This is a genomic window from Aggregatibacter sp. HMT-949 (assembly GCF_041734645.1).
Lineage (GTDB): Bacteria > Pseudomonadota > Gammaproteobacteria > Enterobacterales > Pasteurellaceae > Rodentibacter.
In genome coordinates, this window is sequence record NZ_CP162010.1 from 742,793 (window position 1) to 755,364 (window position 12,572).

The 12,572-nt window shown below is 43.8% G+C and carries 12 protein-coding genes; 11 read left to right on the forward strand and 1 reads right to left on the reverse strand.

The features are described from left to right. Nucleotides 1–17: 17 nt before the first annotated feature. Entirely contained in the window at nt 18–761 is a 744-nt protein-coding gene (locus tag AB3F25_RS03480) for an SIMPL domain-containing protein (RefSeq protein ID WP_373604121.1), read from the reverse strand. A gap of 272 nt (nt 762–1,033) precedes the next feature. Between AB3F25_RS03480 and AB3F25_RS03485 the strand changes: the two genes are divergently transcribed. The 11 genes from AB3F25_RS03485 to hycI all read left to right on the forward strand — a co-directional run bounded on the left by AB3F25_RS03485 (nt 1,034) and on the right by hycI (nt 12,554). Continuing rightward, nucleotides 1,034–1,633, forward strand: coding sequence for a 4Fe-4S dicluster domain-containing protein (locus AB3F25_RS03485; RefSeq protein ID WP_373604122.1), 600 nt, complete (start codon nt 1,034–1,036; stop codon nt 1,631–1,633). Between the two features lie 33 nt (nt 1,634–1,666). After that, a complete protein-coding gene (hyfB, locus tag AB3F25_RS03490; RefSeq protein WP_373604123.1) occupies nt 1,667–3,688 on the forward strand; it encodes a hydrogenase 4 subunit B in 2,022 nt (673 codons plus the stop codon). 10 nt (nt 3,689–3,698) lie between these two features. Further along, entirely contained in the window at nt 3,699–4,661 is a 963-nt protein-coding gene (locus AB3F25_RS03495; RefSeq protein ID WP_373604124.1) for a respiratory chain complex I subunit 1 family protein, read from the forward strand. A gap of 12 nt (nt 4,662–4,673) precedes the next feature. Continuing rightward, nucleotides 4,674–6,119, forward strand: a complete 1,446-nt coding sequence (locus AB3F25_RS03500) for a hydrogenase 4 subunit D (protein ID WP_373604125.1) — start codon at nt 4,674–4,676, stop codon at nt 6,117–6,119. Nucleotides 6,120–6,129: 10 nt separating this feature from the next. Next, on the forward strand, nt 6,130–6,768 hold the full coding sequence (hyfE, locus tag AB3F25_RS03505) for a hydrogenase 4 membrane subunit (RefSeq protein ID WP_373604126.1): 639 nt from the start codon (nt 6,130–6,132) through the stop codon (nt 6,766–6,768). Between the two features lie 4 nt (nt 6,769–6,772). Continuing rightward, entirely contained in the window at nt 6,773–8,311 is a 1,539-nt protein-coding gene (locus AB3F25_RS03510) for a hydrogenase 4 subunit F (protein ID WP_373604127.1), read from the forward strand. A gap of 19 nt (nt 8,312–8,330) precedes the next feature. Beyond that, the gene (locus AB3F25_RS03515; protein WP_373604128.1) at nt 8,331–10,061 is read left to right on the forward strand and encodes an NADH-quinone oxidoreductase subunit C; all 1,731 of its coding nucleotides are present in this window, start codon (nt 8,331–8,333) and stop codon (nt 10,059–10,061) included. Nucleotides 10,062–10,073: 12 nt separating this feature from the next. Then, the gene (locus tag AB3F25_RS03520) at nt 10,074–10,721 is read left to right on the forward strand and encodes a formate hydrogenlyase complex iron-sulfur subunit (RefSeq protein ID WP_373604129.1); all 648 of its coding nucleotides are present in this window, start codon (nt 10,074–10,076) and stop codon (nt 10,719–10,721) included. Beyond that, complete coding sequence (locus AB3F25_RS03525) at nt 10,718–11,494, forward strand: NADH-quinone oxidoreductase subunit B family protein (protein WP_373604130.1); 777 nt, start codon at nt 10,718–10,720, stop codon at nt 11,492–11,494. Before AB3F25_RS03520 ends, AB3F25_RS03525 begins: the two co-directional genes overlap by 4 nt. 201 nt (nt 11,495–11,695) lie before the next feature. Then, nucleotides 11,696–12,103, forward strand: a complete 408-nt coding sequence (locus tag AB3F25_RS03530; protein WP_373604131.1) for a formate hydrogenlyase maturation HycH family protein — start codon at nt 11,696–11,698, stop codon at nt 12,101–12,103. Then, on the forward strand, nt 12,096–12,554 hold the full coding sequence (gene hycI, locus AB3F25_RS03535; RefSeq protein WP_373604318.1) for a hydrogenase maturation peptidase HycI: 459 nt from the start codon (nt 12,096–12,098) through the stop codon (nt 12,552–12,554). Before AB3F25_RS03530 ends, hycI begins: the two co-directional genes overlap by 8 nt. Nucleotides 12,555–12,572 lie beyond the last annotated feature (18 nt).

Below are 12,572 nucleotides of genomic sequence, written 5' to 3' on the forward strand. Positions count from 1 at the left end.
AGTGTTTACATTAAGATTTATTCAATGGCATATTCAATAGTGACAACCAAACGTGCTTTTTTCTCAATAGTACTGGTGTCATAACTACCGGTGTAATCGCTGCTGTCTTCTGCATCAGGATTAGGAGATTGAATATAAAAAGGACCTTGGGAGGCGGATTTTAACACGCCCACTTTAACATTACTGGTTTTGGCAAATTCTTCTGCTCGTATACGAGCATCTTGAGTCGCTTTAGAGATTAATTCTCGTTTAAGACTTTCTAAATTTTCTAAATAATAATTGGGATCATTAAAGCCAATTTCTTCATTGTTTGCCACAATTTGGTGAATATTCGTTAAAGCTTTTTGTAATTTGGCCAGTTCTTTGGTTGAGAGATGGATATTTCTGGAGGCGGTGTAGCCGTTCTGACGGCGTTTCGTTTCTCCTTTCTCATTTTCATAATATTCTGTGTAAGGTTTCACATCTAATTCGGTTATTTCACGATTTTCATCGGTAAATCCTTGTGATTTTAAGAAACGCACAGCTTCATTCAAATTCTTTTGGTTTGCGGCCATTGCATCACTATAGGTTCTCCCCCAACCGCCTATGTTAATTACCCATGTCCCCTGAGTGGCGGTGTAATGTTCTTCCGCTAATCCTTTCACTGAAATTGAGCCGGTTTGACGAAAATTTTTAAATTGATTACCAAGAATAAAGGCGGATGCCATTAATCCTGTCGCTAAAATGATGCCAAAAACGGCAAGGTAAGGTTTTTTGTTCATAAGTTTTCCTTTTTATGAGAGTAAATTTGTGAGAAGAATTATATAAAAATCAGTCTACCTCTATAAATAGAATATACTAAATGAGAAAATTTATCATTAAAAAATCAATTACTTATCTTATCTAGGAAGACTTAAAGAAATTTCAATATTTATGATCTCAATCAAGAAAAAGAAAGATCAAGGCTAGGCCTAATACTTTATAAGTAGTAACCTTAATTTGAAAGTGGTTATTAAGGATTTAACCACTCGCACTGTCTATAAGGGGGGAGAGTATGAATCGTTTTGTTATCGGTGATCCCAAAGACTGTATAGGATGTAACACATGCATGGCTGCGTGTAGCGAAACCCATAAAGCCTTCGGATTACAATCTTATCCTCGGTTACAAGTCATGCGTAATGACGACATAACCGTTCCAATCCTCTGTCGTCATTGTGATGACTCGCCGTGTGCCACGGTATGTCCGGTACACGCGATAACTCATGTGAATGACACCATTCAACTCAATGAATCTTTATGTATCGGTTGCAAATTGTGCGGAATTGCCTGTCCGTTTGGGGCGATCACACAACATGGTAGTGCGCCGATCGATGCACCTGCGTATTATGAAAGTTTCACCTTTACTGATGCAGTGAAACGGGATATTCGTACTGCTCCGGATAATTCGGAATTACACAATATGTTGGCATGGCAACCGGGCGTGAAAGCAATTGCGGTGAAATGTGATTTGTGTTACTTCCGCGAAGAAGGCCCGGCGTGCGTGCAAACTTGTCCGACGAAAACCCTGTTTATCATCAGTGATAAGAGTATTGAACAAGCTAACCTTAAAAAACGTGAAATGGCATTAACGTCTTCACCTGCTATTCCAAGATAGTTTTGTTTACTCGTTAATCAATGGAGTGAAATTATGAGTTATTCAATTAGTTTACTCGTCACGACCCTGTTGATTTATGTCGTCGGTGCGTTTATTTCGCTCATCGTAAGTCGAAATGAACAACTTTCAATCAATATATCCGGCGTGACCGGTATACTTGGTGGAGTGTTAGGTATCGCAGCCTGCATCCCCGTTCTTATCAGCAGCGACACTGTCGTTGATGTATTCCAAACCCCATTTGAATTTGCTCGCTTCTCCATCCGTATCGACGGATTGGCTGCATTTATGGTGTGCGTGATTTCTTTATTGGTCGTGGTCAGTGCACTTTATTCTTTCTCTTATGTGAAAGAATATAAAGGTAAAGGTGCAGGTTCCATGGGGTTCTTTATGAATCTCTTTATCGCTTCGATGGTTGCATTAGTGACCTGCGATAATGCGTTCTACTTTTTAGTCTTTTTTGAAATGATGTCGTTGGCATCTTATTTCTTGGTGTTAACCGAACAAGATGATAACGCTGTGAATGCCGGTTTATTGTATTTCTTCATTGCACATGCCGGTTCCGTGTTAATCATGATCGCCTTCTTTATTTTCTACTGCTATTCGGGCAGTTTTGAATTTGGTGATTTCCGACAAACCCGCCTTTCCGAACCGCTTGCCTTCACTGTGTTTGTTTTGGCTTTCCTCGGTTTTGGGGCAAAAGCGGGGATGATTCCATTACACAGTTGGTTACCAAAAGCTCACCCGGCTGCACCATCTCATGCGTCCGCGTTAATGTCCGGCGTTATGGTGAAAATCGGGATTTTCGGGATCGTGAAAGTCGGGATCGATCTCTTGGGTGCTACCAATATGTGGTATGGCGTGATTGTATTGGGCTTTGGCGCTGTATCTTCTGTTCTTGGTGTGCTTTATGCCCTTGCCGAACATGATATTAAAAAATTATTGGCTTATCACACGGTAGAAAATATCGGCATTATTATGATGGGCGTTGGTGTTGGCATGATCGGCATTGCGACGCATCATCCGGTACTGGCTACCGTTGGTTTGCTGGGTGGGTTGTACCACTTATTAAACCATGCTGTATTTAAAGGCTTATTGTTCTTAGGCGCAGGTTCCGTGATGTATCGGTTACATACCAAAGATATGGATCTTATGGGTGGCTTAGGTAAACTCATGCCATATACCGCGTTCTGTTTCTTAATTGGTACCATGGCGATTTCTGCCTTACCACCGTTTAACGGTTTTGTCAGTGAATGGTTTACCTATCAATCTTTATTCAGTCTCAGTCAAAGTGATGATCTCGTGCTAAAACTTGCCGGTCCGATTGCCATTATTATGCTTGCGTTAACCGGTGCACTGGCGGCACTTTGCTTCGTGAAAGTGTATGGGATTAGCTTCGGTGGTGCGCCTCGCAGTGAAGGCGCGGCAAATGCCCGTGAAGTGCCAAAACCAATGGTCATTGCCATGGGAATTTTGGCGTTATGCTGTATCTTATTGGGCGTGGGTGCCTCTGTCGTGACCCCAGTAATAGCGAAAATTTCCACCGCACTTGCCAATTCGGCATCAATCACGTTAGCGCATAATGGCGTGCTCGTTGCTCAAGCTGAGCCGAATACGGCACTTTCTACACCAATGGTGACAATTATGCTGTTGGCGTTCTTCTTCCTGCCGTTCACTTACTATGCCTTAACTAAAAATCAACGGGTGGCTGCTCGCTCTAAAGGCAATCCTTGGGCTTGTGGTTATGCCTATGAAAGCGATATGGCCGCTTCTGCAGGTAGTTTTACCCAACCGTTACGCACGATCTTTAAACCGCTTTACACCTTGCGCCAAGTATTAGATCCGGCACCGTTAGGAAATAAAGGCGTTCAGGCGTTAATTAAAGGTGCAACGAAAACCGAACCGTTCTGGGAAGAAAAAGTCACGATGCCGATTGGCCATGTCATTCCTTGGTTAGGGCGTAAAATTCAATGGCTGCAACAAGGCGATTTCCGTGTGTATTGCGTGTATTTCGTGATTGCCTTGGTGGCAATATTGCTTTCCATTGCATTGATGTAGGAGGTCGAACATGATTACGTTACCTTCAGAAATTGCCATATCCGCCGGAATGTTTGCCTTGGCCATTGCGCAAGCCTTGATTTTACTTGCGCTTGCCCCGTTATTTTCCGGTATTTCACGGATGATTCGTGCGCGTATTCAGTCGCGCCGTGGTCCGGGATTGTTACAGGATTATCGTGACATTGCGAAATTGATGAAACGGCAAAATATTTGGCCGGATAATGCCGGTGCGGTTTCTCGCATGATGCCTTACGTGTTAATCAGCACCGTCATGGTAGTGGCAATGAGTTTGCCTTTGGTTACTCGAGTTTCACCGTTTGGGGCAGGCAGTGATTTAATTACCGTGGTTTATTTATTAGCGCTGTTTCGTTTCTTCTTCTCCATTGCCGGTTTGGATTCAAACAGTACATTCTCAAGTTTAGGTGCAAGCCGTGAAGTAACACTAGGTGTGTTGGTTGAACCGATTTTAATGTTGGCGTTTTTAGTGATTGCGTTGATTGCCGGTTCGACTAACTTTGCCGTGATTGGCACACAACTTTCAGAACAAAGTTGGCAATATCCCATTGCGACGTTGGTGGCTCTGGTTGCTGCCTTCTTCGCTGTGTTTATTGAAATGGGGAAAATTCCGTTTGACTTGGCCGAAGCAGAACAAGAATTGCAAGAAGGCCCATTGACTGAATATTCAGGTCCATCTCTTGCCTTGTTGAAAATAGGCTTAAGCTTAAAATCCATGGTGGTTGCAGCCATCTTTGTGAGTGTCTTATTGCCATTCGGTGCCGCACAGGATTTGAGTATAAGTGCGGTTGTTCTTGGCACTGTTTTCTTCTTCGTGAAATTGTTGGTGGTGTTCGTGTTAGCTTGTGTTTTTGAAAATACACTTTCCCGTACCCGCTTCATGTTAACCGGACGTTTAACGGTTGTCGGCTTCGGCATTTCTGTGTTGGCGTTTGTGTTTTACCTCACAGGATTGTAAGGAGGAAAGAATATGGAACGTTTAGCTCTGATTACAATCATATTGCCGTTTGTGGGGGCTTTTATCGTAGGCCTAACAAAAACAAATTTTGCCAAATTAGCGACGTTTTTTGCAGCATTGACGACTGTCTGTATCAGTGCATTAGCAGGACAGTGGTATTTAAATGGTCATCAAAGCGTGACCTATGATCTGGTGGCATTCGATCACACCGTCATTTTTGGGGTGACATTGGATGCAGTCAGCACCTTGATTGGCTTCGCTGTGGTCAGTCTTGGTTTCTTGATTTGCTTATATTCTTGTGGCTATTTAACCGATAAAAACCGTGAACATCCACATAACGGCTTACCACGTTTTTATGCATTCCTACTCATTTTTATCGGTGCGATGGCAGGTTTAGTGTTGTCTTCTACCTTGGCTGGTCAATTGCTGTTTTTTGAAATTACCGGTGTTTGTTCTTGGGCATTAATTAGCTATTATCAAAGCCAGAAAGCCATGGCAGCTGCAATGAAAGCCTTGATTATTACCCATGTAGGCGCTATTGGTTTATACATTGCAGCGGCTTATTTGTTCAGCCAATCCGGTACATTTTCTATCACCGCATTGGAACATTTAGACCCGAGTGCGAAAAGCATTGTGCTCTTCGGCGTAATGTTTGCTGCTTGGGGTAAATCCGCACAGTTGCCAATGCAAATTTGGTTACCGAATGCCATGGAAGCCCCTACACCGGTGAGTGCTTATTTGCACGCCGCATCAATGGTTAAAGTGGGCGTGTATATCTTTGCTCGTGCTGTGATGTCTGCCGGTGATATTCCATCGATTGTGGGCGAAGTGGGCATCATCATGGCGATGATTACCTTAATTTACGGCTTTATGATGTATTTGCCGCAAACAGACTTAAAACGTTTGTTGGCATATTCCACCATTACCCAACTTTCTTATATTTTCATTGGGATTTCTCTTGCTGCCTTAGGTTCTAAATTAGCCTTGGTTGCAGCGGTTGCTTATATCTTCAACCATGCTTTTGCAAAAAGTTTGTTCTTCTTGGTTGCCGGTTCCTTAAGTTATGCCACCGGAACCCGCTCCATGCCGTTATTACAAGGGATTATGCGCACGATGCCTGTCGTTGGAGCCGGGTTTGGTATTGCTGCGTTAGCGATTGCCGGCGTGCCGCCATTTAATGGATTTTTTAGCAAGTTCCCGTTGTTTGCTGCCGGCTTTGAATTAGGCAATGAGTATAGTTGGATCACGATCTTGATGGTGATTGCATTGATTGAATCTACGGCGACTTTCGTATGGTTGCTGTATAAATTCGGACAATGTGTCATTGGTCAACCGTCGGACGCTGTTGCCAAAGCTCAGCCCATTACACTTTCTATGTACGTCGTATTAGTCGTGCTTATGGTGATGTCGGTTTGTTCCGGTTTTATTGCTGCCTATTGGCTGGGTTTAGCAGGTTAAGGAGGAATCTATGTTAATGATTAATGGTCTTGCAAGTTTACTCATTATTACCTCACTCTGCGTCATTATGGTAAGAACCGCCAAAAAAGCGGCAATGTTTTATGGCTTGCAATCTCTCGTTTTGGTTTTGCTGTTTGTCTATCTTGCTTATGAAATGCAAGCACACGAGCTCTATATGTGGTCAATCAGCGCCTTTATTACCAAAGTTATTTTAGTGCCGGCGATTTTAATCTACGCCATGCGCCACATTGATGAAAGTCAAACCCCGGCGGGGATGGATATTGCGTGGTTGTTGCCCATCACAGCTTGCATTGTCACCTTGTGTTACTTTGTGATCATGCCGATTGACTTGCCGTTAGTGGAACATCTCAAACCGGCGCTTTCTGTGTCTTTAAGCCACTTTCTGCTTGGTTTGGTATGTATTGTGAGTCAGCGCAATATCGTAAAACAAGTATTCGGTTATTGTTTGATGGAAAACGGGTCTCATCTCACTTTAGCCTTATTGGCAAATAAAGCACCTGAATTGGTCGAAATCGGGATTGCCACAGATGCTATCTTCGCGGTCATCATTATGGTGGTGTTGGTAAATAAAATTTACCGAACATTCCATTCATTAGATGCAAAACAACTTATGAATTTGAAGGGGTAACGCTATGTATGAACAATGGATAAATGCGTTATTAATCGCACCTTTAGTAATATCAATTGCCTGTTTTGCCAGCGGATTGGTAAAAACACGGTCATTTTGCACCGCACTTCATATTACCGGATTGATATTAACCTTTATGTTTTCTCTTATGGTAATTTCCGGGGTGTTGGCGCAAAGGGAAATTACAACGTGGGGAAATTGGATTCATGTAGATAGCCTGTCTACCATTTTCTTAGCTTTAATTAGCATCGTAGGTGGTTTGGCAGGAGTATATTCTGTTGCCTATATCAACCGTGAATTTAACGAAGGGCATATTGATATTAGCGGTTATTGTCGTTACTACGGTTTCTTGCACCTGTTCTTTTTCACCATGATTTTATCGGTGACTACCAATAACCTGATTTTAATGTGGGCAGGAATTGAAGCCACGACCTTGAGCTCTGCTTTCTTAGTCGGAACCTATAAACAAAAAACGTCTCTGGAAGCCGCATGGAAATACATCATTATTTGCTCTGTTGGGGTAGCATTCGGTTTATTTGGTACGATTCTGACTTTCTCGAATGGAACAAACCTCTTGGCAGATCCAGGTCAAGCTATTTTCTGGACAGCCGTTAATCAACAGGCGTCAGGCCTCAATCACGGGTTGATGTATCTTGCCTTTGCCTTCATTTTGGTTGGCTTCGGTACCAAGTGCGGTCTATTTCCAATGCATACGTGGTTGCCGGATGCTCACAGTGAAGCGCCAAGCCCGGTGAGTGCGGTGCTTTCTGCGGTACTGCTAAACTGCGCGATGTTAGTGGTTTTGCGCTACTACATTTTGGTTTCCCAAGCCGTGGGCGATGGATATCCACAAACGCTGTTATTGGTATTCGGTTTGCTTTCCACCGGTATCGCCTCGTTTTTTATCGTTATGCAGCGTGACATTAAACGATTATTTGCATATTCCAGTATTGAGAACCTAGGCTTAATTAGTTTTGCCTTTGGCTTGGGTGGCCCGATTGGCGCCTTTGCGGGATTGTTGCACACCATCACTCACAGTTTAGCGAAAGCCTTATTGTTCTGTGCTTCCGGTAATATCTTATTGAAATATCGAAGCCGTGATATTCAGCAAGTGAGTGGTTTATGGCGCACCATGCCATTTACTGCCGTATTGTTTGCCGGTGGTGCGTTAGCCCTAGGGGGCATGCCACCGTTCGGGATGTTTACCAGTGAATTTACTATCGCTGTCGCAGGGATTTATGCAGGTAAAACATGGCTCATCGTTTTATGCTTGATCTTCCTGACCATTGCCCTAGCCGGGTTAACTACCATGCTGTTAAAAACCGTATTAGGTCAGCCGAAAGAGGGCATTGAAGTCGGCGAATTAAATAAATCCTCTATTGTGGTATTGGCAATTTACTTGTTGTTACTGCTCGGTATGGGGATTTATATCACCGAACCGATTTTACACCTACTTACCAATGCTGTTGGTATTGTGTTGGGACAACCTGACATCTCTTTTGGGGATATGCTGGTTTTACCTTGGCAAAGTTTAGCGAAATGATCGACATGAGGGGGAAAAAATGGAATTAACGAAAAATACATCCGTCGATCCGAGCAAAATGCTTGGCAAAAATTATATTGAAGCAGTGAATGCAAAATTTCCAAATACCATTTTGGATGAGGAGTGGTCAACAGCGAATCAGGTTACGCTTACCATCAAAACGAACATGTTGCCTGATGTGGTGGAATACCTTTATTACCAACATGATGGCTGGTTACCATTGGTATTTGGCAATGATGAACGCTCCATTCACGGTAATTATGCGGTGTACTATGTGCTTTCCATGGAAGGGGAAGTAAAAACCTTTGTCACCATAAAAGCCTTGGTCGATCCCGTTACCTTAGAATTCCCGTCTGTGACGCCAAGAGTCAAAGCAGCTGTTTGGGGGGAACGTGAATTATTTGATATGTATGGTTTGAAAGCGGTCGGATTACCTGATCAGCGTCGCTTGGTGTTGCCGGACGATTGGCCGGAGGATCTTTACCCATTGCGTAAAGATTCCATGGATTATCGTTTACGCCCGGATCCAACAACGGCAACGGAAACTTACGAATTTATTAACGAAAAAGGCGAAGCGCGTATTGTACCGATTGGTCCGTTACATATCACCTCCGATGAACCGGGACACTTCCGTTTATTTGTGGATGGGGAAGATATTATCGACGCAGACTATCGCTTGTTCTATGTGCATCGCGGCATGGAAAAACTGGCAGAAACCCGCATGGATTACGACCAAGTCAACTTCCTTGCCGACCGCGTGTGTGGGATTTGTGGTTTTACCCATAGTGTTGCCTATGCTAATTCGGTGGAAAGTGCCTTGGGCATACAAATTCCACAGCGCGCCCAATGGATTCGCGCTATTTTGTTAGAAGTGGAACGGTTACACAGTCATTTATTGAATTTAGGTCTTTCCAGCCACTTTACAGGCTTTGATACCGGCTTTATGCAATTTTTCCGAGTGCGGGAAAAATCCATGACCTTGGCTGAAGTGCTTACCGGTGCTCGTAAAACATACGGTATTAACCTCATTGGTGGGGTGCGCCGCGACATGCTGAAACATCAACGGGAGCAGTGCATCAAGTTGATTGGGGAAATGCGTGAAGAAGTTAAAACTTTGTCGGAGATTTTGTTGAACACGCCGAATATGGAACAGCGTACTGTTGGCGTGGGGATCTTAGCCAAAGACATTGCGCGTGATTTTAGCCCGGTGGGTCCGATGATTCGTGGTTCCGGTTTTGCTCGTGATGTGCGTAAAGTGCATCCATTCTCCGGTTATGGCGATGTGCCGTTTAATCTGGTCACTGAAGCTAATGGCGATGTGTTATCCCGCGTGAAAGTACGGATTAACGAAGTGTTTGAATCCATGAATATCATTGATTACATGGTGGATAACCTGCCAAGTGGCGACATCTTAAAAGAAGGTTTCAATTATACGCCGGGGCGTTTTGCGCTAGGAATTACCGAAGCACCACGTGGCGAAGATATTCACTGGTCAATGCTGGGCGATAACCAAAAACTATTCCGTTGGCGCTGTCGTGCAGCGACCTATGCTAACTGGCCAACCTTACGTTATATGTTGCGTGGCAATACCGTCTCTGATGCGCCGCTCATCATTGGTAGTCTTGACCCTTGCTATTCTTGTACCGACCGCGTCACGGTGGTGGATGTGCGCAAACGCAAAGCGAAAACCGTGGATTACAAAGAAATCGAACGCTACGGTATTGAACGTAAGAATTCACCATTGAAATAAGGGAGGCGGAAGATGTTTAAGTTACTTAAAACGGTATTTAAAGCCGGTGACGTTACCACGAAATATCCGTTCAAACCTTATGAAGTGGATGACGATTTTAGAGGAAAACCGGAGCTTAATTCCGATCAATGTATTGTCTGTGCCGCTTGTACCATGGCTTGTCCATCAAATGCATTGACGATGCGCACCGATCCTGTCAGTGGTGAACGTACTTGGTCACTTTTCTTGGGGCGTTGTATTTTCTGTGGCCGTTGTGAAGAAGTTTGCCCAACCAAAGCAATTCATTTAACACAGGATTTTGAATTGTCGGTCACCAACAAACAGGATCTTTATCAAGAAACGACCTTTGCGACGGTTACCTGTCAGCACTGTGGCAAACCGTTTATTTCTTATAAAGAGCTAAATTACACCATTGATTTGTTCAAACAAACGTTGGATGACCCACAATTAGTGAAACAAAAATTGGAAGTATTGCATACTTGCCCGGTGTGTAAGCGTCAAGACAGTTTAGAGAAAATTGCCAATATGGAATCCAATATGCGGATGAAATTGATCGACTTTAAAGAGCCGGTTCGTTTGAATTTCAAACAAATGGTTGAGCAACGGGAAGAAAGTGCGGTGCAAAATTCAAAAGTTTTAGCAGGAGGCGAAAAACGATGAATACACAAATTCCAATGCCGGTAAACGGTATTTCAACGCCGTTCAGCGTTGATGAAAATATTGCCAGTATGAAAAAAACGTTGTTGAAGAATATTCAACGTTCGGCCTATGTGTACCGTGTGGACTGTGGCGGTTGTAATGGTTGTGAAATCGAGATTTTCAGTACTATTACACCGGTTTTTGATGCAGAACGTTTTGGGATCAAAGTAGTGGCATCGCCTCGTCATGCGGATATTTTATTATTCACCGGTGCTGTCACCCGTGCCATGCGTACTCCGGCGATGCGTGCTTACCAAGCAGCGCCTGATCCAAAAATCTGTATTTCTTACGGGGCTTGCGGTTGTAGCGGTGGGATTTTCCACGACCTTTATTGTGTTTGGGGCGGCAGTGATCAAATCGTGCCGGTTGATGTGTACATCCCGGGCTGCCCACCAACCCCGGCCGCAACCATTTATGGTTTTGCTATGGCGCTGGGTTTGCTCGATCAAAAACTCAAAGGTAAGCAAGAAACAGCGGATCCGCATGCCGAGGCTAAATTACGTTTCCCAACGATTCCGTTGGATTTACGTATCAGCTTAGAACGGGAAGCCCGTCGTCTTGCCGGTTATCGCCAGGGCGGCAACATTGTCGATCAATTCATGGCGATGATGACGGAAGAAGACAAAGTTCCGTTTGGCGTGCGCTTGGGTGAATACTTGGAACGTGAAGCAGATCCGCGTTTAGCGGAAATTATGAACCGCTTACATTCTATTAGTTTGCCGTTTTCCGGTTAGTTATGGTTTCTGTTTTTGTTTATGGAACAGCGCCCCAAGCGTGTTCAATGCGGTGCTGATTCGTTACTTCGTTGTAATCTTCTAGGTTTGCCATATAACGAGCGTTCAATGCGGTGCTAATTTGATGTTCCGTTGCCGCCTTGTTTGAGGATTGAAGGATTACGTAATAATGGAAGGCAAGAAACTTTATAAGGCTGTGTTATGACTACAAAAGTGATTTTTTACCTGTTAAATCAACGTTTCGTCGAAAACGATAAACAAGTGCCGGAACAGGCGCAGCAAGTTATGTATTATTCCCTGGCGATTGGTCACCATGTGGGCGTGATTGATTGCTTTAAAAAGTTGTTAATTTGCGCCTATGAGGACTACCAAAAATTTGTGGAAAGTTTTCCGGAAGGAGAGGCAAGACGTAAATTCGCCGGTCTTATGAAATTTGGTGAAATCGTGATTAATTCCAGCCATGTGAATTTATTGGCGAAAGCGATGGACGAAAATAAAGCGAATTTTGCGCCGCAATATCAACAGTGGGTGGAAATTTTAATGGATACGCTGGCTTCCATTCAACGCGAGCCGGTGATGTATATTATGGTGAAACGTCGTGATGAATAATAACCTCATTTTGACTGTCGGCAACAGCATGATGGGTGACGACGGCGCGGGGCCTTATTTCGCGCAACTTTGTCGCCAAGTGCCGTTGCCGAATTGGACCGCATTGGACGGCGGTACAACGCCGGAAAATTTTGTTCATCAAATTCGAGCAATGAAACCTGAACGGTTAATGATTTTTGATGCGACGGAAATGGAACTGCCACCCGGCAAAATTCGACGAATAGATAAAGACGCCATCGCGGAAACGATTTTCGTCAGCACTCATACTTTGCCTTTAAATTTTTTGATTGAACAACTGGAAGACGAGATTAACGAAGTGCTGTTTATCGGCATTCAGCCTGACCTCGTTGCTTTTGGCTTTCCAATGACACACGCGGTGAAAAGTGCCGTCGAGTTTTTCTATGATTTTTTGAAGAATAACGGTGACTTATCAGAAATTTCCCTATTTTGAGCAAAATGAAAAGCCTCT